Origin of the sequence: Micromonospora endophytica, from assembly GCF_003236305.1 — a bacterium.
In the GTDB taxonomy this organism is placed as follows: domain Bacteria; phylum Actinomycetota; class Actinomycetes; order Mycobacteriales; family Micromonosporaceae; genus Micromonospora; species Micromonospora endophytica.
Genome location: NZ_POTX01000004.1, coordinates 1 through 24,417, shown reverse-complemented (window position 1 = coordinate 24,417; position 24,417 = coordinate 1). Strand labels below are relative to the sequence as shown.

Genomic DNA, 24,417 nt, shown 5'->3' with positions numbered 1-24,417 from the left:
GCATTCCGCGGTGACGACTACGTGACTCGGCGGACGCGAGCGCCTTTTCCCGGCACATAACTTCAGCGCATGACCGAGGTGGATGCCCGTCGGCACGGCATGCACGGCCGAGACGACGAACTGGCGATCATCACACAGCTTCTCGCTGAGGCGCGTAACCGCCGTGGCGCGGCCCTGGTGGTCCGGGGCCACCCCGGCATCGGCAAGACCATGCTGCTCACCGCCGCGCAGCGGGCAGCGAGCGAAGCCGAGATGGCGGTGCTCGTGATGAATGGCGTCGAAGCCGAGTCGGCGCTGCCCTTCGCCGGCCTGCACCAGCTCCTCGCCCCGCTGCTGGGCAACATGCACACGCTGACCCCGCGACTACAGCGCACACTGCGCGGCGCGTTCGGTCAGGAGGACGCCCCGGCGGATCTGTTCACTGTCGGGCTGGCCGTGCTGGAACTGCTCGGCGACCGGGCGGCCCGCACTCCGCTGCTGATCGTGGCCGAGGACGCGCACTGGCTCGACCCGGAGACGTTGAATGTGCTGGTGTTCGTGGCTCGCCGGCTGACGGTGGAGCCGATCGCGGCGCTGATGGCGGTCCGCGCCCAGCACGCCGGGGTACTCGCCGGCACCGGCCTCGGCCAGTTGTCACTCGCCGAACTGGATGACGGCGCCGCGCAGCGGCTACTGACCGAACACGCCCCGGGTCTGGCTCCCCGGCTGCGTGAGCGGGTGCTCGCTGAAGCGGCCGGTAATCCCCTCGCGCTGGTGGAGCTGCCGCGCCTGCTCTCGCCCGGTGCGGAGCCGCCCGAGTTGCTGCCGCTCAACGAACGCCTCGAATCGGCGTTCGCGGACCGCTACGCGCAACTGCCGGAAGCGACTCGCGCACTGGTGGCGGCGTTCTCCGCGGACGCCGGTTGTCCGCTACCCAGGTTGCTGGCGGCAGCGCAGACGCTGACCGGCACACCGATCGCCGCCGAGGTGATCCAGCCGGCCATCGACGCGGGCCTGCTCCAGGTTCAGGGCCGCCGGTTGCGGTTCCGGCATCCCCTGGTCCGTTCGGCGGTGTACGCCGCAGTCCACGACATCGCCCGGATGGCCATCCACACCGCGTTGGCCGAACAGCTCGCCGACGAACCGGACCGGCGGGCCTGGCATCGCAGCGCCGCGGCGCTGGGCCCGGACGAGCAGGTCAGTGGTGAGCTGGAAGCCGCCGCCGCGCGTGCTCTCGAACGGGGTGCACTCGGTGTCGCGGTCACTGGCCTGGACCGGGCCGCGGATCTGACCGGCAGCCCGGTACGGCGTTCGTCGTTGCTGCTGCGCGCCGCCGAGTTGGCTTCCCAACTGCACGACCGCCAGCTCGTGGTGCAGTTGCTCACCAAGGTCGATCTGGACGGGGGCGGTCCCGCCGACCGGGCCCGGTTGGCGCTGGTCCGGGACATCGTGGAGCCCGGCGATGTGGGCGACACCGGCCGCTTGGACCTGCTCTGCGACCTCGCGCTGGAGGCCCAGGCGGAGGGTCACCCCGACCTGGCCGCCATGCTCTGCTGGCGAGCCGCGTCCCGCTGTTGGTGGGCGGGCCTGCCGTCGGAGGCGGGCGCGCGGATCACCGGGGTGCTGGGCAAGCTCGGCTTCGCCGCCGACGAGCCGGCGGCGCTCGCCATCGCCGCGTACGCCCAGCCGGACGTGCACGGACCCGACGTGCTGCGCCAGCTTCCCAGCCTGATCCCGGACCGCAGCGACATCGACGCCATGCGGTTCCTCGGCGGGGCGGCGCTCATTCTCGGTGACTTCGTCACCGCCTCGTCGTTCATGGCCACCGCCGCCGCCGGATACCGGGCACAGGGCCGCGCCGCGCTGCTGGCCCGCACGCTCTCGTCGAGCGGCTTCATCCGGCTGTGGTTGGGACGGTGGCCGGCGGTCCGGGCCGACCTGGCGGAGGCCGGTGCGCTGGCCGAGGAGACCGGCGACCACTTCTGGACCGTCGCCGCCCGGGCCGCCGGGGCGCTGCTGGAGGCGATGTACGGCAACCACGAGACGGCGTCCCGGCTGGCCGACTCGGTGCTGTCCAGTCCGCTCGTGGTCGGGGTCCGGTTCGTCGCCGAGGCCGCGCAGCACGCTCGCGGGCTGGCCGCGAACGCCGCCGGCCGACACGATGAGGCAGTTGATCTGCTGTTGCGGGTCTTCGACCCGCAGGACGACTGTTTCCATCCGGACATGTCCGGATGGGCGCTGCCGGATCTCGCCGACGCCGCGGTCCGGTCGGGTCGCCACGGCGAGGTACGGGAGATCCTGACCCGGGCCAGGGAACGGGCGGCCAGGTTCCCCTCGCCGATGCTGCACCGCTGCCTCGCGTACGCCGAGGCCCTGCTCGCCGCCGAGCAGGACGCGGCGCAGGCGTACGCGAAAGCCCTGGCCATGGATCTGACGGCGTGGCCGGTGCACCGTGCCCGGCTGCACCTGGCACATGGTTCCTGGTTGCGACGCAACCGGCGGATCCTGGAGTCGCGGGCGCCGCTGCGCGCGGCGCGGGACGGCTTCGACTCGCTCGGCGCGGCGGTCTGGGCCCGCCTCGCCCGGGAGGAGTTGCGCGCTGCCGGTGAGGAGAGCGCGGGGCGGGCCGCCTCGTCCGGTGAGCAACTGACGTCGCAGGAGTTGCAGACGGCGATGCTCGCCGCGGCGGGCCTGACCAATCGGGAGATCGCCCAGCGGTTGTTCATATCGCATCGCACGGTCAGCTCACACCTGTACCGGCTCTTCCCGAAGCTGGGCATCAGCGGTCGGGCTCAGCTGCGCGCGGCCCTGGAGGCGCTGCCGCAGTCAACTGACTGATGCACCGCTGCCGGCAGCCGTGCAGGGTCGGGTACATGAAGGACGTACGAGTGACCCATATCGGCGGTCCGACGGCCCTGATCGAGGTGTCCGGATGGCGGATCCTCACCGACCCGACCTTCGACCCGCCGGGCCGGCGCTATTCGTTCGGATGGGGCACCAGTTCGCGGAAGAGAACCGGGCCAGCGCGGCGACCGGAAGAGATCGGGCCGGTGGACGCGATCCTGCTCAGTCACGACCACCACGCCGACAATCTGGACGATCGGGGACGTGAGCTGCTGGCCGAGGCACCGGTGGTGATCACCACGCGGGCTGGGGCCCGTCGTCTCGGTGGCCAGGTCCGAGGGTTGCGGGCCTGGGAGGAGACGGTGTTGGAAGGCGACGACCGCCCAGCGATCACCGTTACCGCGACACCGTGCCGGCACGGTCCGGCGCTGAGTCGGCCCATCGTCGGGCAGGTGATCGGGTTCGCGCTGGCCTGGGCGGGCCAGCAGCACGGGGTCCTCTGGATCACCGGTGACACGGTGCTCTACCCGGGCGTCCGCCAGGTGCCACGCCGGATGACCGTGGACACCGTCCTGCTGCACCTGGGCGCGGTGCGGTTCCCGATCAGCGGCGGACTGCATTACAGCCTCACCGCCGCCGATGCCGTGGAACTCTGCCGCCTGGTCCGGCCCCGAACCATCATCCCGGTGCACTACGAAGGCTGGTCGCATTTCAGTCAGGGCCGCCAGGCGGTCGAGCGCGCGTTCGCCGCCACCCCGGACGGGCTCGGCGAGCGCCTGCACTGGCTGCCGCTGTCGGCACCGTAAACCTACTGATACCGCTACCGTCGTCGGATCGAGGAGCGTGATGAGCATGCCAACTCGACGGAACCTCATCGCCGGCTCGGCGGCGATCGCGACCGGCGCCCTCATCGGGGCACCGGCCGCCGCATCCACCCGCAGTAAGCCGACAGTCGTCCTGGTCCACGGCGCGTTCGCCGACGCCTCAGGATGGAACGATGTCGCCCGGATCCTGCTGCACGACGGCTACCGGGTGCTCGCACCGCCCAACCCGCTACGCAGCGTTTCCGGCGACTCGGCCTACCTGGCGAGCATCCTGGCCACGCTGCCCGGACCGCTGGTGCTGGTCGGGCACTCGTACGGCGGCATGGTGATCACCAACGCCGCGCTCGGCAACCCCAACGTCAAGGCCCTGGTGTACGTGGCCGCGTTCGCCCCCGACAGCGGCGAGACGCTGCAACAACTCCAGCTCAAGTACCCGGGCACCAAGCTCGGTGAGGCCGCCCTGGACTTCCGGCAGCATCCCGGGGGTGTGGACGGTTACGTCAAGCCGGAGGTGTTCCGGGAGGTCTTCGCTGGCGACCTGCCTCGCTCGACCACCGACCTGATGGCCGCCACCCAGCGTCCCGGCGACACCACCACCCTGGGCGAGCCGTCCGGCCCACCCGCCTGGCGAACGGTCCCCTCCTTCTACCTGGTCGCGCGGGACGACAACCTGATCCCGGCCGCCGCGCAGCGGTTCATGGCCAGCCGTGCCCGCGCACACACCGTCGAGGTGCGGGCCTCGCACGTCGCCATGATCTCCCAGCCCCGCGTCACCGCTGAACTGATCCGGAAGGCAGCTCGATGAGCTTCGTGACCACCGCCGACGGAACGCAGATCTTCTACAAGGACTGGGGCAGCGGACGCCCGGTCGTGCTCAGCCACGGCTGGCCGCTGAACTCCGACAGCTGGGAGGCGCAGCAACTGTTCCTGGCAAACAACGGGTACCGGGTGATCGCACACGACCGGCGCGGACACGGCCGGTCGACGCAGACCTGGCACGGCAACGAGATGGACACGTACGCCGACGATCTGCACGCCCTCATCGAGCAGCTGGAGCTGCGGGACGTCACGGTTGTCGGTTTCTCCACCGGCGGCGGCGAGATCACCCGCTACATCGGCCGGCACGGCACCGCCCGGGTCGCGCAGGCGGTGCTGGTCTCCGCCGTGCCGCCGCTCATGGTGCGCGGCGACGACAACCCGAACGGCGTACCGGTCGAGGTGTTCTACGGGCTGCGGGCCGGGTCCCTGGCAGACCGCTCGCAGCTCTACCGCGATCTCGCCGACGGGCCGTTCTTCGGCAACAACCGCCCCGGTGTGCAGATCTCCGAGGGTGTCCGGCGCGCTTTCTGGCTCCAGTCGATGGCGGCGGGGCATCGCAACGCGTACGAGTCGATCGCCGCCTTCTCGGCCACCGACTTCCGGGACGACCTCGCGAAGTTCGACGTGCCGACGCTTGTCATTCACGGCGACGACGACCAGGTCGTGCCCTTCGAGGTCGGCGGCAAGGCGTCGGCGGCTCTGGTCAAGGGCGCCCAGCTCATCGTCTACCCGGGCGCACCGCACGGCATCACCGACACCCACAAGGAGCAGCTCGGCAACGACCTGCTCACGTTCCTGAAGGAGTACGACGCATGAGCACGATCGTCCTCATCCACGGCCTGTGGGTCACTCCACGCAGCTGGGAGCAGTGGATCCCGTACTACGAGGCCCAGGGACACACCGTCGTCGCTCCCGCCTATCCGAGTTTCGAGGTGGAGGTGGAGGCGCTGCGCGCCGACCCGACGCCGATCGCCACGGTGACGGTCCCGGAGACTCTGGCCCACCTGGAGAAGGTCATCAACGCGTTGCCGGAGAAGCCGATCCTGATCGGTCACTCGTTCGGCGGCACCCTCACTCAACTGCTGCTCGACCGGGGCCACGGCGCCGCCGGCGTGGTCATCGGCTCGGCCCCGCCGGAGGGCATCCGGGTCACTCCGCCGTCGCAGATCAAGTCCCTCTTCCCGATCCTCAACAACCCGGCGAAGCGGCACCAGGCAGCCGGGTTCACCCCGGAGCAGTGGCACTACGCGTTCTGCAACACGCTGTCGGAGGAGGAGTCGCGAGCCGCGTACGACAGGTACGCGATCCCTGCGCCCGGCAGCTGGGTCTGGGCGTACGGGCTGATCGCCAACTTCAAGCCGGGCAAGCAGGAGACCTGGGTCGACTTCCACAACAACGAGCGGGCGCCGTTGCTGTTCATCGGTGGCGGCGCGGACCACATCATGCCGCCGTCGGTGAACAAGTCCAACGCCAACCACTACAAGGCGCCGGACACCATCACCGAGTATCACGAGTTCCCGGGACGGTCGCACTGGACCTGCGCCGAGCCGGGCTGGGAGGCGGTCGCGGACAAGGCGCTCGGCTGGGCGCTGCAACACGCGCGTTGACAGATTCGGGCGGGCTCGGCGTGTGCCGAGCCCGCCCCAATCCAGTTACCTCGTCAGCGTTGCAGGGTGAGCAGGCCCGGCCGGTACGGCAGCAGGCCGTAGTCACCGCCGGAGTTCGGCGCGCGACCCTGGTACAGCAGTTGCAGGTTGCACGGGTCCACGGTCATGGTCTGGTCGGCGTTGGTCCGGATCAACTCACCGTGGCTGATGTCGTTGGTCCAGGTCGCGCCGCTGTTGGCCTTGCCCGCGAACGGGTTGCTCTCGGTCGCGGCCTGCGGCGTCCACGTCCCACCCAGGCTGGTGGCGGTGAACGACCGGAAGTAACGACCCTGCGCACCGATCGCCTCGACCAGCATCAGGTACCGGTTCTGACCCGCGAGCTTGTACACCTGAACCGCCTCGAACAGGTTGTTCGTGGTGTCGGTCATGATCGTGGTGTAGTTCGAACCGAAGCTGCCCGGGAAGTTACCGATCGGCATGCTGGCCCGGTAGATCCGACCGTTGTCACCGGCGAAGAACAGGTACATGTTCTGGTCGTCACCGATCAACGCCTGATCGATCGGCCCGGTGCCGGAACCGGAGATGCTCCCGCTGAACAACGTCTGATGCGCCGACCAACTGTTCACGTTCGTCGGATCCGTCGAGGTCCGGTACGAGAACGCCGGCCCACCCCACTGGTACGCCAACACCCAGATGTTGCGCGGCGCGAAGTAGAACAACGACGGCGCCACCGCCGAGAACGGCATCTGGTTCTGACTCGCCGAACCCATCTGCGACCAGTTGTCGAACAGACCGAAGTTCATCGACCCCCACGACGTACCCGTGTCATGCGTGGTGGCGTAGACCAGATGCCGACCGTTGTACGGCGCATGCGTGAAGTCCTTCAGCGACACCCACCCCGACCTCGGCTGCGCCAACGCACCGCTCGACGACCACCGGTACGACGACGGAAGATCACAGTTGCCCGACGGCGGCGGCGTGGTCGGCCCCGGGGTGGGGTTGGTGCCGTCGACCCGGACGAGCTGCCACTGCTGGTTGGCGCCGTTCCAGTCGTCGTACTGGACGATGTTGCCGCCGTCGGCGGTCGAGGCGCTCTGCACCTCCAGCACCTTGTTGCTGTTGCGGTTGATCAGCCGCACGTAACCGCCGTCGGAGTCGGCCAGGCGGAACTGCTGGTTGGTGCCGTTGCCGTCACTCCACTGCACGATCGACGCGCCGTTGGCGGTGGAGAAGTTGTAGACGTCAAGCACCTTGCCGGAATGCCGCGACTTGACCCGGTAGTAGCCACCACCGGAGTCCACGAACTGCCACTGCTGCTGGTTGCCGTTGTTACGCGTCCACTGGGTGATCCGCGCCCCATCGTTGGTGGCCAGGTTGTAGACGTCCAACGCCTTGCCACTGTTGCGGTTCACCAACACGTACCACGCGTTGGTGTCGACGGTCGCCGCTGCCGCGGGGGTCGACACCACGGCCGCGCCGGCGACACCGGCCAGCACCGCCGTCACGCCGGCGGCGACCACGCGCGGCAACCACCTCCGCCGCCGTGGCGGCGCGAGAGGTGGGGACGTATCCAGAGCAGACATGATCCTCCTTCAGTGACCAAGGCCCGAGCGGTTCAGTTGAGGACGGCCGGACCGGGACGCATGCGTCAGACACCCGCAGTGGCGAGTGTTAGCGCTAACATCGACGTCCGAGTGCCCTGACGAACGCACAACTCAAGATCCGACGAACCAGGCTTGCCCGGCGAGCCACCGGCGTCTTCACTCCTTGAGCATCGACTGTGGGCGATAACATGCCGTTCGTCAAGTCGTAACTTTCTCGGAATCTTCGAGCCCTGGTGTGGAGCGCTAACATCGGCGATCGCTGTTGGATGCTCCGCCCGGCGCCCACCGCGCACCTCGTCGTGGGTGGAAGTTCCCGAGGCGCGCGACGCAACATGACAAGAGGTGTCAGGTTTTCGGTGGAGCATGGTGGGGCCGCGTCCCTCGCGGACGTGCAGCGACCCACTGACAGCTGAGGACGATCACATTGCGCGAAACGCCCGAGGAACTCGCCGAGCTTCAGGCTCTGCTCGACTCCTCCCTGTCCCGCTCCACCGCCCACCTTCGCTCGATCGTCGGGGAACGCACTCTGACCGCGGTGCAGCTCACCCAGGTGCTGACCGGCATGTGCACCCTCGCCCTGTCCACCGTGACGGCGAAGGGCGAGCCACGGATCAGCGGCGCGGACGGGCACTTCCTGCACGGCAGGTGGCATTTCGGCACCGCACCCGGTGCCGCCAAGGCCCGCCACCTCGCCGCCCGCCCGGCCGCCAGCGTCGCCCACATGCGGGGCGAGGACCTCGGTGTGTTCACTCACGGCACCGTCGAGATCCTCAACCCCAGCGGCGGCGAACCGGCCGCCGACTGGCCGGACCTGCTCGCCTACTTCCAGGGCTTCTACGGCGCTGACGCCTTCGACTGGGACAACGAGGTGGTCTACTACCGGCTGCAGCCGCACTGGATGACCGTCTACGCGGCCCCACTTCAGGATGCCGAACAGCCCGACGCCCTCCGCTGACGGGGACGCTGACGGTGACGGTGACGGTGACGGTGACGGTGAGAATCCGGCTCAAGGCTCGGTGCGGGGCCGGGCACCGGCGATGAACGTGTCGAGCGCCGGCCCGTGCAGCACACCGCCGGGCACCGGGTCGCGCCGCGCCCGCGCCGCCAGGCGCGCCACCGGCAGCCGGTGCGGTCGCGGCGTCGCGGCGAGCACCATGTTGCCGTACCGCCGGCCGCGCAGCATCCGCCGGTCGGCGACCACGCACACGTCGGCGAAGACCGCCCGCAGAGTGGCCGCCTGCACCCGGGTCAGCACCAGGGGTGGCAGGTCGGTCACGTTGACCAGGTAGATGCCGTCCGGTCGCAGCACCCGGGCCACCTCGGCGGCGAACGTCACGGTGGTCACGTGCGGCGGCATCCGGGCCGCCCGGTAGATGTCGGCGAGCACCAGGTCGTACCCGCTGGCAGGGGCCGTGACGACTGCCTCCCGCGCGTCGGCGACCCGGACCTCGACGCCGGCCGGCGTGGCCGGCAGGTCGCGCGCCACCAGGTCGACCACTGCCGGGTTCCGCTCGACGACCACCTGCACCGAGCCGGGACGGGTCGCGGCGACGTAACGCGGCAGGGTCAGCGCGCCGCCGCCGAGGTGCAGCACGTCCAGGGGAGCACCGGCCGGCGCGGCGAGATCGGCCACGGCGGCCATCCGGCGGACGTACTCGAAGTGCAGGTACGTGGGATCGGCGAGGTCGACGTAGGACTGCTCGACGCCGCCGGCGAGGAGCGTACGCCCGGTGGGCCGGGCCGGGTCGACGGCCAGTTCGAGCCGGTCGTCGGATGCCTCCATGACCAGGCAGGCTAGCCCAACTGGATGGTGAACAGGCTGCCCTGGCCGGGGGTGCTCTGCACGGTCAGGGTGCCGCCGTGCGCGGTGACCAGTTGCTGGGCGATCGCCAGGCCCAGGCCGCTGCCGCCGGTCGCCCGGTTGCGTGACTCGTCCGCCCGCCAGAACCTGTCGAAGATCTTCGACAGGTTCTCGGCCGCGATTCCGACACCGGTGTCCCGTACGGTGATGATGTTGTTGTGCGCGGTGACGGTGACCGACCCGCCGGACGGGGTGTAGCGGATCCCGTTGGAGACCAGGTTGCCGACGATCTGCCGGAGCCGCACCGCGTCGGCCGACAGCACCGGATCGTCGTGGACCTGCATGGTCAGGTCGACGCCGGCCGCGTGTGCCGTGCCCCGGTGGCTGTCGACGACCTGGGTGAGCACGTCGCGCACGTACGTCGGCTCGGGATGGATGCGCAGCGTGCCCGCGTCCGCGGCGGCCAGGTCGGACAGGTCGTCGATGATGTGTTGCAGCAGCACCGCCTCCTCGTGCAGCAGTTCGAGCAGCTGGTTGTCGGTCGGGGTGAGATCGTCCTGGGCCGCCTCCAGCCAGCTGCGGATGTTCGTCAGCGGGGTACGCAGTTCGTGCGCCACGTCGTTGACCATGGCCCGTCGCTGCGCCTCGGCCCGGTCGCGGCGCTGGGTCGAGTCGTTGAGGGCGCGGGCCAGCCTGCCGATCTCGTCCGGGGCGGAGACCGGCGCGGGGCGTTGCCGGTCGACGGCGTCGGTGAGCGTCTGCAACGGGCGGACCAGCCGGCGACCGACGAGCACCGTGACGATGATGGTGGCGACCAGCACCGCGCCGGTCACCGTGACGATGCGGATGGTGTTCGCGCCGGAGAGGGTGAACGTGGTCTGGTCGGCGCCGGTGTCCGGGGCGGTGATGAACAGCAGCACGGCCGGGGCCACGTACGGTTGCAGCAACGTCCGCCGCGACTTCTCCACGCAGCTGTTGATCCGAGCCGCGCCCGCCGCGTCCACCCGAGCGCCAAGGGCATCCTGCGGAACCACTCGCTCGTCCCGTCCCTTCGGCGGTAGCGCGACCGGGTACGCGGTGAAGTCCGGCAGGACCTCCAGGCGCTGGGTCTTCTCGTCGAGGTTGAGGCAGCGGCCCGCCAACCGGCTCAGCGACCGCAGTGCCTTCGGCTCGGATCCGGTTCTCGGCGACTCGAACGCCAGATCCGAGCTGCATCGCGAGGCCAGGTTGTTCGGGTCCGGTGTGGTCACGATGATCTCGAATCGACCGTCGGGTTGCTCCTTGATCTCCCCGTCGGCTCCGGATCGGATGCAGGACAACTGCTTTTCGGCCAGTTCGCGCAGCTTGGCGCTCTCGGCCGCCGACACCCGGAACGGGCCGACCGCCCGGCGGTCGATGCGGTCCGTTCCGCCGGTGAGACCGAGATCCAGATTCAACGGATCCACCACTGCCGCCGGCCGGGCGGTATGCAACGACGGGCCCGAGTGGGTGTCGGCGATGACTGCCCGGTCCTCGGTCATCAGGGTGATCCGGCGGTCCAGTTCGGCGGCGCGTTCCTCGATCAGCGGCCGCACCCCGGACCAGTCGGGGTGGGCGGCGGCGTAGCCGACGAGCATGTCGTACACGCTTCTGTTCTCGGCCAGTGAGCGACCCTGCTCCTGGCTGATCGCCCGGGTCGCGGTCCGGGTGGCCAGCCACGCGGTGGCCGCGATGGCGGCGACCGCGATCAGCACCGAGGTGACGAGCAGCCGGGTCACCAGGCTGTGCCGGATCGGTACCCGCCGGCCGCTCACCGGGGCGTCGCCGCGACGGTGGCGAGCTTGTAGCCGACGCCGAAGACGGTGACCAACCGGGTGGGTCGCTGGGGATCGGGTTCGATCTTGCGGCGCAGGTTCATCACGTGCACGTCGATGGTCCGTTCGGTCGAGCTGCGGTCGATGCCCCGGGTGTGGTGCAGCAGCTGGGCCCGGGTGAAGACCCGGTTGGGCTGCTCGGCCATGGCCGCCAGGATGGCGAACTCGCCACGGGTGCACTCGACCCGGGCACCGTCCACTGTCACCTGATGCGCGGCCGTGTCGATCTCGATCGGCCCGATCCGCCGCAACCCGGCACCGACCGGCACCGACGTGCCGCGACCCACCCGCCGCAGCAGGGTACGGACCCGGGCCATCAGCTCCCGGGGACTGTACGGCTTGGTCAGGTAGTCGTCGGCGCCGAGTTCCAGGCCGGTCAGCAGATCGTCCTCGCTGGCCCGGGCGGTGAGCATCAGCACCAGCACGTCCGACTCCCGACGCAGCGCCTGGCACACCGCCAGGCCGTCGAGCACCGGCATCATCACGTCCAGCACCAGCAGGTCGGGCCGGATCCGCCGGGCTGTCTCCAGCGCCGCCCGGCCGTCGTGCACCACCACCGCGCCGTGGCCCTCGGCGATCAGGTAGCGGCGTACCACCTCGGCCTGGCGGGGATCGTCGTCGGCGACCAGAACCTGCGCACACATGGCGGCGATGATAGGTCTGGATTCCCCACCACCCCGGGTCCGGCCGCGATATCTGACAGGTTCCTAACGAACCGTGGCCAGTCTCGTCGGCATGTATCCGAAGCTTGACGACTCGACCGAGATCATCCCTCGCGTGCCCGACCGGCCGGCACGGCGGCGTGGTGCGCTCCGGTGGCTCGTCGCGGGCCTGGTGTTGGGGAGCCTGGCGTTGGTCGGCTCCGGGATCGCGGTGACCCGGCACCGGGCCGCCGCCGAACCGGCAACGGGTGCGACGGACCCCGTAGCGACCGCGACTATCGAGCGTCGCGACCTCTCCACCACCAGGAAGCTCGCCGGCACCATCGGGTTCGGCACGGCCCGTCCGTTGGCCGGGCACCTGGACGCGACGGTGACCTGGTTGCCGCAGGCCGGCGAGACCATCAAGCGGGGTGGGCAACTGTTCCGGGCCGACGACCGGCCGGTGGTGCTCTTCTACGGCAGCATGCCGATGTACCGGGAAATCGCCGGACCGAACCTGGTCGGCCGGGACGTGCGGATCGTCGCGGACAACCTGCGTACGCTCGGCTACGCCATCGGCCCGCAACCGTCGCCCGGCGAGTGGGTCACGCCGCCGGCTGCGGAAGCCACCGACGGCGACGCCGAGGCCGCCGACCCGAAACCCCAGCGGGTACGCAGCGGCGAGGGCGTGCTAACCGCGAGCCTGATCACGGCGATCAAACGCTGGCAGACCGATCTCGGCGTGCCGGCGACCGGCACCATCCCGGTGGGACACGTCGAGATCGCCAGCGGGGCGGTCCGGGTGGACTCGATCACCGGCGCACCTGGTGGCTCGGCCAACGAGCCCCTGCTGACGGTGACTGCGGTCCGCAAAGTGATCACAGTAGGTGCCGAACTCGCCGACGCCGCCACGATCAAGCGGGGCGACCGGGTCACCGTGGAACTGCCCGACGAGCGTACGGTCCCCGCCCGTGTCGTCACCGTCGGTCGTGATCTGGTCGCGACCGAGAACGGCGTCACCAGCAGCCCACAAATGCTGACCGTGACGGTGGCCGTGGACAAGCCGAAGGCCATCGCCAACCTCGACTCCGGTGAGGTGCAGGTGCAGTTCACCGGACGTACCGCCACTGACGTGCTGGTCGCGCCGGTCGAGGCGCTGGTGGCGTTGCGCGAGGGCGGCTACGCGGTGCAGACCGCCAACGGACTGGTCGCGGTAAGCACCGGCATGTTCGCCGACGGCTGGGTCGAGATCACCGGCGAGGGGCTGACCGAGGGCGTCGCGCTGGTGGTGCCCGCGTGACCGGGCGACAGGTGCTCTCGGTACGCGACGCGTCGATGGTCTATCCGGGCGGGGTGACCGCGCTGGCCAGGGTGAGCCTGGACGTCGCCGCCGGAGAGCTGGTGGCCATCGTCGGGCCGTCCGGATCGGGCAAGTCGACCCTGCTCAACATCATCGGTACGTTGGACCGCCCCACCTCGGGCAGCGTCCACATCGCGGGTCAGGACGTCGCGACGCTCGGCGACCGGCAGTTGTCGGCGCTGCGGGCTCAAGAGATCGGTTTCGTGTTCCAGCAGTTCCACCTCGCCGACGGGTTGAGCGCTGTCGACAACGTCAGCACCGGCCTGCTCTACGCCGGGGTGCCGCGCCGGCAGCGGCGGGAACACGCCATGCGCGCCCTGGCCCGGGTCGGCCTGGCGCACCGCACCGAGCACCGCCCACAGCAGCTCTCCGGTGGCGAGAAACAGCGGGTCGCGATCGCCCGCGCCCTGGCCAACCGGCCCTCGCTGGTGCTGGCCGACGAACCCACAGGCGCGCTGGACACCGCCACCGGGCAGTCCGTGCTGCGCCTGCTGCGCCGGCTCAACGAGGAGGGCACCACCATCGTGCTGATCACCCACGACCGGGACATCGCCGCGGCACTGCCCCGCCGGATCGAGATCCGCGACGGGCGGCTGATCAGCGACGACGCGCCAGCGGCCCACACCGTGGTGGCGGACCGGTGAGCGGGCAGTTCGATCGGGCGCGGCCGGTCCGGTTGGCCGTACCGGATCTGCTCGCGCTCGGGCTGACCGGCCTGCGGACCCGCCCGCTGCGGGCGGTGTTGTCGGCGCTGGGCATCGCGATCGGCATCGCCACCATGATCGTGGTGACCGGTATCCCGGCGTCCAGCCAGGCCGCGCTGCTGACCGAGTTGACCGCGCTCGGCACGAACAGCCTTCAGGCGATGGCGGTGGACCGCGATCCCCCCACCAAGCTGCCGGAATCGGCGGTGGGGATGGTCCGGCGCATCGGTCCGGTCACGGCGGTCAGCGCGGTCGCCAACACCCACACCGTGGTACGCCGAAACGACCGCGTCGCCCCCACGGACGGTTCCGGCCTCACCGTGCTGGCCAGCCAGCTGGACCTGCTGCCCACCATCAACGCACGGGTCCGCGTCGGCAGTTGGCTGAACCCGGCCACGGCGAACTTTCCCACGGTGGTGCTCGGTTCCGTCGCCGCCACCCGGCTCGGCATCACCGACCTGCCCACCGGCCAGCCCGCACCCCAGGTGATGATCTCCGATCGCCGGTTCACCGTGGTCGGCATCCTGGCGCAGACTCCACTGTCGCCGGACATCGACAGGTCGGTGCTGGTCGGCTGGGCGGCGGCCCGCAGCGAGCTGCGCTTCGACGGCCACCCGACGGTGATCTACCTGCGGTGTGAGGAGTCGCAGCTGGAGACGGTCCGAGGGGTGCTGGCGGAGACGATCTTCCCGGAACGGCCCGGTCAGGTGGTGGTGAGCCGCCCCTCGGACGCGTTGGCCGCCAAGCGGGCCACCGAGGGCAGCTTCGCCGTCCTCTTCCTGGCCCTGGCCGGGGTGGCCCTGCTGGTCGGTGGCATCGGGGTGGCCAACACCATGGTCGTCTCGGTGCTGGAGCGGCGTGCCGAGATCGGCCTGCGGCGGGCACTCGGCGCCACCCGTGGGCAGATCCGCAGCCAGTTCCTGACCGAGTCGGTGGTGCTGGCGGTGCTCGGTGGGCTGGTCGGCACGGCGCTGGGCCTGCTCGCCACCATCGGGTACGCGACCTGGCAGGGCTGGCCGTTGGTGATACCCGCCGAGTCGGCGGTCCTCGGGGTGGGTGGGGCCGTCGTGATCGGCGTGCTCGCCGGTGTCTATCCGTGCGTACGCGCGGCGCGGCTGCCCCCGACGCAGGCCCTCGCCGCCGGCTGAGGTCCCCGCCTCCGGCTGGCGGAGGCCGGTACGAAACGAGTGCGGCGGCCGGGTTCTCCGGCCGCCGCACTCGCTGTTCGCCCTGCGTCACTTCGACGCGGCAGCCACCTTGCGCTCGCACTCGGGCGCGAGGTCCAGGCCCATGCTGATCGAGCGGGAGTCGTTCTGGTCGCCGCCGAAGGCGATGCTGATGCCGTCCTCGCTCACCTCGACGTACTTGACGCCTTTCTCCTTGAGGCACTTCACCACGTCGAGGGCGAAGTCCCGGGCCTCCGGGTTGGCCGGGTCCTTCTCCCACGGCGGCAGCGGATAGAACTGCGGCTCGCAGATCCGGTTCGCCGCCTCGTACTTCTCCGCCTCCTTCGCGTTGCCCGGCCGTGGCTTGCCGATGGGGCCCTGCTCCGGTTTGGGGCCGAACCCCTGCTCCTGCATGCACTTGTGGTACGGCCCGAGCATTGCCAGAAACTCCTCTTGCGTGGTGTCGAGCCGCTCGCGCGGCCGTTGTTCCGTCGGCTGCGCCGAGCCGGTGCGTTTCGGCTCGGGAGTGGCCAAGGTGGCCACCTGCGGGGCACTCTGCTCCGTCTTCGTCTCCTCGCCCGCCCCGCAGGCCGAGAGCGCGACAAGCGCCACGGCACACATCAACAGCGCCCGACTCCTCCGCATGACGATCTGCCCTTCCCTCAGGTGTGCCCGGGCCGCTCCCGGACCGCTTCGATCCCGGCCAGTCGGCCGGTCGGAGCCAGCCTGGCGAGCGGAAGTGAGGAACATGTCAGGTTGGGCCGGTGGGTGCCCGGGGCGGGTCAGCGGTGCACCCGCCGTCGTCGGTGGTGGCGCTCGGCGGCGCCCCTGAGCAGGAGCGACCCGACTGCGCAACAGCCCCGCAACACTCTTGACATCGATAGTCACACCCCGCCACACTGGCCACGCTAATTCGATTTAGCAGAGTTAAGTCCCAAGAGCGCTAGTGACTACAGAGGAGTAGTGCTCGGATGAGGAAAGCGATCGGAAGGCGCAGGCTCGGGCAGGCCGTCTCGATGCTCGCGATCATGTCACTCGGTGCGGGTGTCATCTCCGCTCCGGCTACTGCGGGGGGCAAGCACAAGCCCGCGACCAAGCAGGGCGCGACCGTCACCGCGGATCGCAATTCACCCACCGGATACACGGTCACGTTCGTCTACCACAACCCCAACGCCACCCAGGTCCGCCTGGCCGGCGACCTGACGCTGCTCGACGTCAACACCGGCACCACCCGGTACCAGCCGGAGCAGTGGCAGCCGGGTCGGTACCACTCCGGCGGCACCGAGTTCCTCAGGGACATGACCAAGGACGCGCAGGGGAACTGGTCGGTCTCGCTCCCGCTGCACGCCGGCGGGATCAGCTACTGGTACCGGGTCTGGGACCCGGCCCAGGGCTGGGAGAACAAGCGCATCTGGGACCCCGCCTCGACGAACCCCCGGCCCCCGGGCGAGTCCTCGTTCCGGGTCCGCAACAACGACGTGCTCGACGCCGTGTACGTGCCGTACGCCGACAAGCAGAACGACCCGGTGCTGAAGGAACGCGCCGAGTACGAGCTGCCGATCAAGGACCGGTCGAAGCGGGGCACCGTCACGTACATCCCCTACACCACGATCCTCGGCGACAGCGGCCACTACCTCGGTGTCTACCTGCCGGCCGGCTACGACCCCAACCGGGCGGAGCCGTACAAGGTGGCGTACCTCGCGCACGGCATCTTCGGTGACGAGACCGACTTCATGGTCCCGGCGAACGTGCCGAACATCCTGGACAACATGACGGCCAAGGGCGAGATCGAGCCCACCGTCGTGGTCACCATGGGCAACCACTTCACCGGCACCGGCCTCGGCTTCGCCTCGTACAACCAGACCAACGCCGCGAACAACCTGGTCCAGACGATCCTGCCGCTGATCGAGCAGCGGTACCACGTCGCCACCACCCGCGACGGCCGGGCCTACGCCGGATTCTCGTACGGCGGCATGACCGGTGCCCACGTCATCCGGGGCTACCCGACCACGTTCGCGTTCTACGGACACTTCTCCGGCAACCCGTCGCTGTCCACCCAGGACTACGACAACGTCGCCGCCGCGGTCGGGGACGACGACCTCTTCGTCTTCCTCGGCAACGGGGTCTTCGAGGGCAACCTCAACGTCCAGAACGGCATTGCGGACAACTTCCGGGCCCGTGGCTACTCCGCCGCGACCACCCAGGTCCCCGGCGCGCACGACGGGATGACGGCGAGCCAGCTCTTCACGATCTTCGCCCGGGACCACCTGTGGACGGGCGTCGACTCGGTGACGGTGGCACCCGCGAAGGTGGACCTGACCAAGGGCTGGAACTGGACCAAGCAGTTCAGCGCCAAGGTGTCCACGAACGAGGGCGTCAGCCCGGCGGTGACGTGGTCGGTCCAGGGCGCGACCTCGGCGGACACCACCATCTCCGCGGACGGTCTGCTCTCGGTCGCCACCAAGGAGAAGGCGTCGTCGCTCACCGTCGTGGCGACGTCGGTGGTCGACCCGACCAAGTCGGGATCCGCCACCGTCACCCTGCGGGCCCCGGGCACGGCCAAGACCGTGGTCAAGGCGAAGGCCGCACCTGCCTCGGTCGCCCGGGGCGGCACCTTCACCCTCGACGTCGACGTGCGGGCGCAGCACCAGCACAAGAAGGCGCCGAAGGTGACAGGGGAAATCGCCGTCACCTTCGCCGGCACCACGACTGTGGTTCCGCTCGCCAACGGCTCGGCAGTCGTCAAGCTGCCGACCGCCGGCCTGAAGGCCGGGAACTACCCGGTCCACGTCGCCTACTCCGGTGACTCGACCTACGCTCCGGCCGCCGCCGTACACCAGCAGCTGCGGGTGCGGTAACCAGCGGACATGGTGGGCCGGCGACCTCCCGTCGCCCGGCCCACCATGCGGTATTCCTCGATGAGCTAGAGCAGCTCGCGGGGTCACCGTTCGTCGATGTCGTACCCGGCGGCCACGTCACCGCACTCGACCACCGTGACGTCGGCGGCGTGCCGCCGTAGGTATGCCCGGGCTCCCTGATCGCCGCGTACGGTCGTGGCGATCTCAGCCCAATGGTCACGACCCAGCACCACCGGATGGCCCGGCGCGCCGTCGTAGCCGGCGCGGGTCAGGCAGCCGGCGTGCGCCTGCGTCAGCAGCCGTGCCACCGCCGTCGCGGAAACCCCCGGCATGTCGACCAGGTGCACGCACACGGCCGAGACCTGCGGTACGCGGGTGGCCGTGGCGATGCCGAGCCGCAGCGACGAGGCCATGCCCTCGGGCCAGTCCGGATTCTCGACCACCTGCACACCGGCCAGGTCGACCACGGCCCGCGTGTGGCGGGCTCCGGCACCGAGCACGGCGATGATCGGGTCGCAGCCCCCGTCGCGAAGCACCCGGAGTGCCTGCCCGAGAAACTCGGGTGCCTTGGGGCCGCCGTAGCGGCGGCCCGCCCCGGCGGCCAGGACCAGCCCGGCGACCCGCTCCCTCGCCACGCCGGGAGGACTCACCTCGATCTGCCGATCTCGCTGGCACATGCCATTTTCTGTGCCCCCCCTCTGCCGATGTTCCGCAGACCTCGCAATCGATGGTTCATCCGAAGCGCGGCGGCAACCACGGTCTGTCGATCACAGGTTCCGTGAGGTCGATCGAGATGGGGGGACCGACGATGCCTGGTTACCGTTTTCCAGGGGCGGTAGAAACGAGCCAGTGCGCGAGAGGGAGAGCGTCGTGATCGATCGCAGCGGGCTGGCGGAGTTCCTCCGCAGTCGGCGGGAGGCACTGCAACCAGAGGACGTCGGTCTGCCGCGCGGGCAGCGTCGCCGGACCAGCGGGCTACGGCGCGAGGAGGTCGCCTCGCTGTGCCACATGTCGGCCGACTACTACTCCCGGCTGGAGCGGGAACGCGGCCCTCAGCCGTCGCACCGGATGCTCGCCTCGATCGCCCAGGGCCTGCACCTGTCGATCGACGAGCGGGACCACCTGTTCCGCCTGGCCGGTCAGAATCCGCCGCCCAGAGGCCCCGCCACCGACCACATCAGTCCCGGCCTGCTGCGGGTGCTCGACCGCCTGGACGACACCCCCGCCCAGATCATGACCGAACTGAGCGAGACCCTGCGACAGTCTCCGCTGGGCGTCGCGCTCACCGGAGACCTCACGCGCTACTCCGGCCCGGCCCGCAGCATGCCCTACCGGTGGTTCACCGACCCCACCAGCCGGCAGATCTACGCGCCCGAGGAGCATGCCTACCTGACCCGGATGTACGGCTCCATGCTGCGCGAACTGGTCACCCTCCGAGGCCCCGACTCCCGGGCGGCGCAGCTGACCGAGTTGCTGCTGGCCCGTAGTGAGGAGTTCCGACGGGTGTGGGACGACCACGAGATCGGGATCCGACCGCACGAGGTCAAGCGCTTCGTCCACCCCGAGGTCGGCACGCTGGAGCTGAACTGCCAACGGCTGGTCGATCCGGGCCACGCCCACGTACTGATGGTCTTCACCGCCACTCCCGGCAGCGAGAGTTACGACAAGCTCCAGATGCTGTCCGTCATCGGCACCCAGAAGCTCTGCTGAGAACGCCTACCCGGCCGGCACCATGCACGCGACAGGCGCGTTCCGGTCCACGCCCCCCTGCGCGAGCACGTCGCGGAGGGAGGCGGCGTCCGCGTGGTTGCTCAGCCGTGGACGTGGCTATGGTTCCGCCCCGATGAGCTGCTGCTGTCGCTGCTCCCGGCGATGTCGCTCAGGACTGTCGACGCGGCGAGTTCGTCACGTGCGGCGAGCTGATCGAATCCGTCGATGGCGGGATAGGCGTAGGGACCCAGGGTCGCGATGAGGAGCGCGCCGACGACCAGGACGCCCATCAGGACCGGAATGACAGGGTCGTAGGAGCCCCACGTGTCGTATCCCAGGCCGAGCAGCAGCGGCCCGAAGGCGCTGCCGAGCAGGAATGCGGCTTGGACCGGGCCGAGGATCCGGCCGAAGTTTCGGGTGCCGAGGTAGCGGGTGATGAGCACGGCGAGCAGGTCGCCCTCGATGCCGAAGGCGACACCGATGAAGGCGACCGCGACGGCTGCGCTGGTGAAGGGCGGATGCAGGAAGAACAGGCCGGCGATGGGGGCGAGCATCACGATCGGCCCGACGATGGCGCCATGCACCCGGTCGATGATGAAACCACCGACCACCCGCCCGACCAGTGAGGAGAGACCGAAGATGACAAGCAGCGAAGCTGCCTGGGCGTCGCTCAGCCCGCGATCGGTCATCATCGGCACAAGGTGCACCTGAAGGCCGATGACCACGATTCCGACCAGGCCGAGCCCGAGGGTGATGCGCCAGAACTGCCGGGTGCGGACCGCTTCCTGGATGGTCAGGCCCGGGAGTTCGAGGCTGACGTCACGGCCCGCTACCTGCGTTTCCTTGACCAGGCGTCCGTTGATGTGCCGTTCCGCGCGGGCGCGGACGAACACGGTGATCATCGTGACCGCCACGACGGCGGAGATCAGTGCCATGCCGACATAGGCCAACCGCCACCCGACGCTGTCGATGAGCGCACCCGCCAGCACCGGGGCCAGGGCCGTGCCCAGGCCGATGATGCCGGTCACGATCCCGATGGCGAGGGCGCGGTTGTTGTCGAACCAGCTCACGACGGCTCTGGTGGCCGGGACTATGGTTCCGCCGCCGAAGAATCCCACGAAGAAGCAGGGAATGAAGTAGATCGGTGCGATCGGTGGTACCAGCGCGATCAGCGCCATTGAGGACGCGAACAGCACGAAACTCGGCACGAGGATGTATCGCGCGGCGAAACGGTCCACCACCTGCGCCACGATGAGCATGCCGAGAGCCATCCCGACGGCAGCGACCGAGTAGGCACCGGTGACGGTGGTGCGGCTGAAGCCGGTGTCCTCGGCTATCGGCAGCACGAAGAGTCCGATGGTGGCCAGGTACACCTGGGGACCGACGGCGGCGGCGATGCCAGCACCGACCACCACCCACCACGGGCTCCGGGTCTTAGACGTGCGCAGGGCGTCCGTACTCATGAGGCTCCTCGGCTGGTTGCGCGGCTGTCGGCTCAGGCCGTGACGAACGCGGTCTTGGTGAGTTGCTCGGAGACCCGCCAGATCCGCGCGGCCTCCTCGACGCTCCGCAGCGGCGGATACAACTGCTGCTCAGCCGGCGGGCCTCCCAGGTTCCCCGGGCCACTGGGCCCGTAAAGGACACCGGGCTTGGCGCCAGGGTCGGTGGCCGCCATCAACGCGGGCAGCTTCGCGGTCTCGACCGTGCCCAGCAAGATGCCCCGAGCGGACAGGGCCTGGATCAGGCGGTACTGCGGGATGGCCTGGCCACGACCGAGCTCCGGCCGAGCCGCCAACAGGCTGGTGGGAGCGATACCCGGGTGGGAGAGATTGCTGGTGATCCCCCACCCGTGCGTCCGGCTACGGCGCTCCAACTCCAGGCCGAACAACCCGAACGCGATCTTCGACTGACTGTAGGCACGCATGACGTGGTACGAACGATCCCAGTTCAGGTCGTCCCAGTTGATCCTGCCCCGACGCGCGGCGATGCTGAGCTGCGACGTCACTCGGGCACGACCCGCGGACAGCAGCGGCAGCAGCCGGGCCACCAACGCGAAGTGCCCCAGGTGGTTGGTGCCGAACTGCAACTCGAACCCGTCAACGGTGCTCTGCCGGGTCGGCGGTCGCATCACACCCGCGTTGTTGATCAGAACATGGATCGGGCGACCCTCTTCTCGCAGGGTGTCACCCAGCGCCGCGACCGACTCCAACGAGGAGAGGTCCAGGCTGCGCAGCGACACCTTCGCCGCGGGAGCAGCCTGCCGGATCGTCGAGATCGCTGTCTTGCCCTTGGCCGGGTTACGCACCGGAAGGATCACCTCGGCACCGGCCGCGGCCAACCGCGTGGCCGTTCCCAGGCCCATCCCGTCACTCGCCCCGGTGACCACAGCCAACTTCCCGGACAGGTCGGGAACCCTGATGTCGATCGGCTTACGTGCCATCTGTCTGCTCCTGCTCGATACCGTCATTGGTTACGGCACCGAGATTCGTGCACAACGAGAGGAGCAACCAGGGTCTGTCAGTCCGTGCCTCCCGTACGCGATCATGGCTCGCCCGCACCGCCGCAGAGGGGGATCGACAATCCGTGGATGCCGACGGGCATCCACGGTAGAACGGGGACAGAAGTACAGCACTGGAGGAAACGGACATGATCGATCGGGCCGGACTGGCCGAGTTCCTGCGTCACCGGCGGGAGTCGCTACAGCCCGAGGACGTCGGCATGCCTCGGGGACAACGCCGCAGGACCGCTGGGCTTCGCCGCGAAGAGGTCGCTACCCTCTGCCACATCTCCACCGACTACTACAGCCGCCTCGAGCAGGAACGTGGGCCGCATCCTTCCGAACGTCTGATCGCCGCCATCGCCCAGGGCCTGCACCTGTCCCTCGACGAACGCGACCACCTGTTCCGCCTCGCGGGCCACCACCCGCCGCCCCGAGGCTCGGACAGCGAGCACATCGGTCCCGGGCTGCTGCGCATCTTCGATCGACTCACCGACAGCCCCGCCGAGATCGTCACGGAACTCGGCGAGACGCTGCGGCAGACCCCGATGGGCGTCGCGCTCACCGGCGACACCAGCCGATATTCCGGCCCTGCCCGCAGCTTGCCTTACCGCTGGTTCACCGATCCGGCCGCTCGAGCCAGATACCACCCAGAGGACCATGAGCACATGTCCCGCGTCTTCGCCTCCGGGGCGCGTAACCTGGCCACCCTTCGCGGACCCGGGTCGAAGGCCGCCCGCCTCGCGCAGCGTCTGCTTACCGAGAGTCGCGAGTTCGCCGATCTGTGGCACGAACACGAAGTCGGGGTGCGCTTCGACGATGGCAAACGCTTCATGCATCCGGAACTAGGTGTCCTGGCGCTCGACTGCCAGACACTCCTCGACCCGGGGCAGTCACACCGGCTGCTCGTCTACACCGCCGTGCCCGGAAGCGAGAGCTACCACAAGTTGGAGTTGCTGGCCGGCATCGGTGCAGAGCAGCCGATGCCGGCGTAACCACTACGGTGACGCCGGCATCGGCCGCTAGTTACGGGGTGACCACTCGGCCGCCGAAGGTCACGACGAGCCGACCGTCGGAGGCGAAGGACCAGCCCAGAGCCCCGGTGTACGAGGAGCACCGGGATCCGTTGGTGCCGGACCAGAACTGGTTCGAGCTGTCGGAGTTGCCGATGATCCGGTCGTTCGAGCCACCGTTGCACGAGGTGTTGTTCCGGAACACCGAGGAACCACCGTCGAAGTTGAAGTTACGCTCGGCGTTACCGATGTTGGCGTTGTTCGACACCGTCATCGTGCCCAGGTTGCGGTTGTACGTGAACCCGTGCTTGCCGTTGTTGTAGGCGATGTTGCCCCGGATGGTGTGGTTCACCGCGATGTCCTCGCCACCGAGCTTGAAGCCGTTGCGGTCGCCGTTGCCGGCCTGACCGCCGTTGCTCAGGGTGCCGTTGTTGTACGCCAGGGACGACTCGATGGTCACCGCGCCGATGGCCCCGGTGTCGCTCTTGGTGTAGAGGTCGTACCCGTCGTCGATGTTGTTGTGGGCCACGGTGTAGCGGAAGACGTTGCCGGAGCCGACGGTGAGCTTCGGGGCGAAACCGTCGGCGTCCTCACCGTCGGAGTCGACGTTGTCGTGCGACACCGTGCTGAGCACCAGGTTGTTTGCCGGCCACTGGTCCCGGGGCGCGTTGGCGATCAGCCGCGAGAGCTGCAGCCCCGAGTCCCGGTTGTGGCGGGTCACCACCCGCTCCACGATGTTGTTGTTGCCGGCGAGCAGGATGCCGTTGTCGCCGGCCCGCTCGACGACGATGCCGCGCACGTGCCACCACGACCCGCCCATTTCGAGCCCCCGGTTCGCCGGGTCCTCACTCTGGGCCGAGAAGTTCAGGATCGGGGTCTCACCCGCGTACGCGAAGATGTTCTTGCGGGCGCTCGACGTGCCGTTGTTGCTCTGGGCGATGGTGATGGTCTGCGAGTAGCGGTAGGTGCCGCCGCGCAGGAAGATCGTGCCGCCAGCCGGGATCCTGGTGATCGCGGAGGTGAGCGTCGTCGGGTTCGCCAGCGTGCCGGCCGCGCTGTCGGTGCCGGTCGGCGCCACGTACAGTGTGCCGCTCGACGGCGGGGGCGGGGTCGTCGGCGAGGTGGTCGGTGGCGGGG

Annotated in this window: 21 protein-coding genes; 12 read left to right on the top strand and 9 right to left on the bottom strand. The window is 69.5% G+C overall.

Annotated elements, in window-relative coordinates; all coding sequences use genetic code 11:
* Positions 1 to 69: 69 nt before the first annotated feature.
* The 5 genes from C1I93_RS01380 to C1I93_RS01360 are packed head-to-tail and all read left to right on the top strand — an operon-like array spanning position 70 to position 6,073.
* Positions 70 to 2,817, top strand: a complete 2,748-nt coding sequence (locus tag C1I93_RS01380; RefSeq protein ID WP_111241345.1) for an AAA family ATPase — start codon at positions 70 to 72, stop codon at positions 2,815 to 2,817.
* A 35-nt stretch (positions 2,818 to 2,852) separates the two neighbouring features.
* Positions 2,853 to 3,629, top strand: a complete 777-nt coding sequence (locus C1I93_RS01375) for an MBL fold metallo-hydrolase (protein WP_111241344.1) — start codon at positions 2,853 to 2,855, stop codon at positions 3,627 to 3,629.
* A 46-nt stretch (positions 3,630 to 3,675) separates the two neighbouring features.
* A complete protein-coding gene (locus C1I93_RS01370; RefSeq protein WP_223256644.1) occupies positions 3,676 to 4,452 on the top strand; it encodes an alpha/beta fold hydrolase in 777 nt (258 codons plus the stop codon).
* Complete coding sequence (locus tag C1I93_RS01365) at positions 4,449 to 5,282, top strand: alpha/beta fold hydrolase (RefSeq protein WP_111241342.1); 834 nt, start codon at positions 4,449 to 4,451, stop codon at positions 5,280 to 5,282. Before C1I93_RS01370 ends, C1I93_RS01365 begins: the two co-directional genes overlap by 4 nt.
* Positions 5,279 to 6,073, top strand: coding sequence for an alpha/beta hydrolase (locus C1I93_RS01360; protein ID WP_111241341.1), 795 nt, complete (start codon positions 5,279 to 5,281; stop codon positions 6,071 to 6,073). Before C1I93_RS01365 ends, C1I93_RS01360 begins: the two co-directional genes overlap by 4 nt.
* 53 nt (positions 6,074 to 6,126) lie before the next feature.
* Here C1I93_RS01360 and C1I93_RS01355 read toward each other — a convergent pair whose 3' ends face one another.
* Positions 6,127 to 7,656, bottom strand: coding sequence for a non-reducing end alpha-L-arabinofuranosidase family hydrolase (locus C1I93_RS01355; RefSeq protein WP_111241340.1), 1,530 nt, complete (start codon positions 7,654 to 7,656; stop codon positions 6,127 to 6,129).
* A 445-nt stretch (positions 7,657 to 8,101) separates the two neighbouring features.
* On the opposite strand from C1I93_RS01355, the gene C1I93_RS01350 reads away from it, so the two are divergent.
* A complete protein-coding gene (locus tag C1I93_RS01350; protein ID WP_111241339.1) occupies positions 8,102 to 8,632 on the top strand; it encodes a pyridoxamine 5'-phosphate oxidase family protein in 531 nt (176 codons plus the stop codon).
* Between the two features lie 51 nt (positions 8,633 to 8,683).
* Here C1I93_RS01350 and C1I93_RS01345 read toward each other — a convergent pair whose 3' ends face one another.
* From C1I93_RS01345 to C1I93_RS01335, 3 genes are read right to left on the bottom strand one after another with little or no spacing between them, the layout of a single operon-like run.
* Positions 8,684 to 9,460, bottom strand: coding sequence for a spermidine synthase (locus C1I93_RS01345; RefSeq protein WP_111241338.1), 777 nt, complete (start codon positions 9,458 to 9,460; stop codon positions 8,684 to 8,686).
* Positions 9,461 to 9,471: 11 nt separating this feature from the next.
* Positions 9,472 to 11,271 carry a sensor histidine kinase gene (locus C1I93_RS01340; RefSeq protein WP_212808701.1) on the bottom strand — a complete coding sequence of 600 codons (1,800 nt, stop codon included), beginning with the start codon at positions 11,269 to 11,271 and terminating at the stop codon, positions 9,472 to 9,474.
* Positions 11,268 to 11,975: a response regulator gene (locus C1I93_RS01335; protein ID WP_111241337.1), complete on the bottom strand. Its 708-nt coding sequence runs from the start codon at positions 11,973 to 11,975 to the stop codon at positions 11,268 to 11,270. The genes C1I93_RS01340 and C1I93_RS01335 overlap by 4 nt, the downstream gene beginning before the upstream one ends.
* Before the next feature lie 91 nt (positions 11,976 to 12,066).
* On the opposite strand from C1I93_RS01335, the gene C1I93_RS01330 reads away from it, so the two are divergent.
* Genes C1I93_RS01330 through C1I93_RS01320 form a run of 3 tightly spaced genes read left to right on the top strand, consistent with a single transcriptional unit; the run spans position 12,067 to position 15,184 of the window.
* A complete protein-coding gene (locus tag C1I93_RS01330; RefSeq protein WP_212808700.1) occupies positions 12,067 to 13,272 on the top strand; it encodes an efflux RND transporter periplasmic adaptor subunit in 1,206 nt (401 codons plus the stop codon).
* 35 nt (positions 13,273 to 13,307) lie between these two features.
* Positions 13,308 to 13,976 carry an ABC transporter ATP-binding protein gene (locus C1I93_RS01325; RefSeq protein ID WP_111241376.1) on the top strand — a complete coding sequence of 223 codons (669 nt, stop codon included), beginning with the start codon at positions 13,308 to 13,310 and terminating at the stop codon, positions 13,974 to 13,976.
* Positions 13,973 to 15,184: an ABC transporter permease gene (locus C1I93_RS01320; RefSeq protein WP_111241336.1), complete on the top strand. Its 1,212-nt coding sequence runs from the start codon at positions 13,973 to 13,975 to the stop codon at positions 15,182 to 15,184. The genes C1I93_RS01325 and C1I93_RS01320 overlap by 4 nt, the downstream gene beginning before the upstream one ends.
* Before the next feature lie 87 nt (positions 15,185 to 15,271).
* Here the strand turns inward: C1I93_RS01320 and C1I93_RS01315 are convergent, their stop codons facing one another.
* Positions 15,272 to 15,847 carry a hypothetical protein gene (locus C1I93_RS01315; RefSeq protein ID WP_146603397.1) on the bottom strand — a complete coding sequence of 192 codons (576 nt, stop codon included), beginning with the start codon at positions 15,845 to 15,847 and terminating at the stop codon, positions 15,272 to 15,274.
* A gap of 326 nt (positions 15,848 to 16,173) precedes the next feature.
* Between C1I93_RS01315 and C1I93_RS01310 the strand changes: the two genes are divergently transcribed.
* Positions 16,174 to 18,060 carry an alpha/beta hydrolase-fold protein gene (locus C1I93_RS01310; RefSeq protein ID WP_111241334.1) on the top strand — a complete coding sequence of 629 codons (1,887 nt, stop codon included), beginning with the start codon at positions 16,174 to 16,176 and terminating at the stop codon, positions 18,058 to 18,060.
* Between the two features lie 83 nt (positions 18,061 to 18,143).
* On the opposite strand, the gene C1I93_RS01305 is transcribed toward C1I93_RS01310, so the two are convergent.
* Positions 18,144 to 18,737, bottom strand: a complete 594-nt coding sequence (locus C1I93_RS01305) for a nucleotidyltransferase family protein (protein WP_111241333.1) — start codon at positions 18,735 to 18,737, stop codon at positions 18,144 to 18,146.
* Between the two features lie 193 nt (positions 18,738 to 18,930).
* Between C1I93_RS01305 and C1I93_RS01300 the strand changes: the two genes are divergently transcribed.
* A complete protein-coding gene (locus tag C1I93_RS01300; protein ID WP_111241375.1) occupies positions 18,931 to 19,770 on the top strand; it encodes a helix-turn-helix transcriptional regulator in 840 nt (279 codons plus the stop codon).
* Between the two features lie 101 nt (positions 19,771 to 19,871).
* Here the strand turns inward: C1I93_RS01300 and C1I93_RS01295 are convergent, their stop codons facing one another.
* On the bottom strand, positions 19,872 to 21,233 hold the full coding sequence (locus tag C1I93_RS01295) for an MFS transporter (RefSeq protein WP_212808699.1): 1,362 nt from the start codon (positions 21,231 to 21,233) through the stop codon (positions 19,872 to 19,874).
* A 32-nt stretch (positions 21,234 to 21,265) separates the two neighbouring features.
* Positions 21,266 to 22,210 (bottom strand): SDR family oxidoreductase, encoded by a 945-nt coding sequence (locus C1I93_RS01290; protein WP_111241332.1) that lies wholly within the window; start codon positions 22,208 to 22,210, stop codon positions 21,266 to 21,268.
* 206 nt (positions 22,211 to 22,416) lie between these two features.
* Here C1I93_RS01290 and C1I93_RS01285 point away from each other — a divergent pair, with 206 nt between their 5' ends.
* A complete protein-coding gene (locus C1I93_RS01285) occupies positions 22,417 to 23,262 on the top strand; it encodes a helix-turn-helix transcriptional regulator (protein WP_111241331.1) in 846 nt (281 codons plus the stop codon).
* 31 nt (positions 23,263 to 23,293) lie between these two features.
* Here the strand turns inward: C1I93_RS01285 and C1I93_RS01280 are convergent.
* The coding region (locus C1I93_RS01280; protein ID WP_111241330.1) for a right-handed parallel beta-helix repeat-containing protein at positions 23,294 to 24,417 on the bottom strand (1,124 nt) is incomplete at its 5' end.

Coding starts and splice junctions, on each gene's coding strand:
- C1I93_RS01380 (WP_111241345.1), top strand. CDS start 70: ATGACCGAGGTGGATGCCCGTCGGCACGGCATGCACGGCCGAGACGAC.
- C1I93_RS01375 (WP_111241344.1), top strand. CDS start 2,853: ATGAAGGACGTACGAGTGACCCATATCGGCGGTCCGACGGCCCTGATC.
- C1I93_RS01370 (WP_223256644.1), top strand. CDS start 3,676: ATGCCAACTCGACGGAACCTCATCGCCGGCTCGGCGGCGATCGCGACC.
- C1I93_RS01365 (WP_111241342.1), top strand. CDS start 4,449: ATGAGCTTCGTGACCACCGCCGACGGAACGCAGATCTTCTACAAGGAC.
- C1I93_RS01360 (WP_111241341.1), top strand. CDS start 5,279: ATGAGCACGATCGTCCTCATCCACGGCCTGTGGGTCACTCCACGCAGC.
- C1I93_RS01355 (WP_111241340.1), bottom strand. CDS start 7,656: ATGTCTGCTCTGGATACGTCCCCACCTCTCGCGCCGCCACGGCGGCGG.
- C1I93_RS01345 (WP_111241338.1), bottom strand. CDS start 9,460: ATGGAGGCATCCGACGACCGGCTCGAACTGGCCGTCGACCCGGCCCGG.
- C1I93_RS01335 (WP_111241337.1), bottom strand. CDS start 11,975: ATGTGTGCGCAGGTTCTGGTCGCCGACGACGATCCCCGCCAGGCCGAG.
- C1I93_RS01330 (WP_212808700.1), top strand. CDS start 12,067: ATGTATCCGAAGCTTGACGACTCGACCGAGATCATCCCTCGCGTGCCC.
- C1I93_RS01325 (WP_111241376.1), top strand. CDS start 13,308: ATGGTCTATCCGGGCGGGGTGACCGCGCTGGCCAGGGTGAGCCTGGAC.
- C1I93_RS01315 (WP_146603397.1), bottom strand. CDS start 15,847: ATGCGGAGGAGTCGGGCGCTGTTGATGTGTGCCGTGGCGCTTGTCGCG.
- C1I93_RS01310 (WP_111241334.1), top strand. CDS start 16,174: ATGAGGAAAGCGATCGGAAGGCGCAGGCTCGGGCAGGCCGTCTCGATG.
- C1I93_RS01305 (WP_111241333.1), bottom strand. CDS start 18,737: ATGTGCCAGCGAGATCGGCAGATCGAGGTGAGTCCTCCCGGCGTGGCG.
- C1I93_RS01295 (WP_212808699.1), bottom strand. CDS start 21,233: ATGAGTACGGACGCCCTGCGCACGTCTAAGACCCGGAGCCCGTGGTGG.
- C1I93_RS01290 (WP_111241332.1), bottom strand. CDS start 22,210: ATGGCACGTAAGCCGATCGACATCAGGGTTCCCGACCTGTCCGGGAAG.
- C1I93_RS01285 (WP_111241331.1), top strand. CDS start 22,417: ATGATCGATCGGGCCGGACTGGCCGAGTTCCTGCGTCACCGGCGGGAG.